Origin of the sequence: Pelomicrobium sp. G1, assembly GCF_051905455.1 — a bacterium.
Lineage (GTDB): Bacteria > Pseudomonadota > Gammaproteobacteria > Burkholderiales > UBA6910 > Pelomicrobium.
This window is the reverse complement of sequence record NZ_JBQACR010000593.1, coordinates 1-237: the sequence shown is the minus strand read 5'-3', so window position 1 is coordinate 237 and position 237 is coordinate 1. Positions and strand designations below refer to the sequence as shown.

The 237-nt window shown below is 61.2% G+C and carries 1 protein-coding gene; it reads right to left on the bottom strand.

The window, feature by feature from the left end; translation table 11 throughout:
• A partial coding sequence (locus ACTFO6_RS19760) for a TonB-dependent receptor domain-containing protein (RefSeq protein WP_439935992.1) occupies positions 1 to 237 on the bottom strand: 237 nt, incomplete at both ends.

Below are 237 nucleotides of genomic sequence, written 5' to 3'. Positions count from 1 at the left end.
GGAGTCATGATACGTAAACGCGCCGATCAGGCTCAGCCGTTTCGTTACCTGCGCTGAGACGTTCAGCTCCACGCAGCGCACGTTCATCTCGCCTGGGGGCGCCGAGAAACTCGGGTTGTTCGGATCCGCGGCGATGACGGTGGTCTGGGTCATTTCGAAGAGCGCCATTGTGTAGAACAGCCGCTTCCAGAAGGCTGCGCCCTTCACGCCGAGCTCGAACTGCTCGCCTTTCTGGGG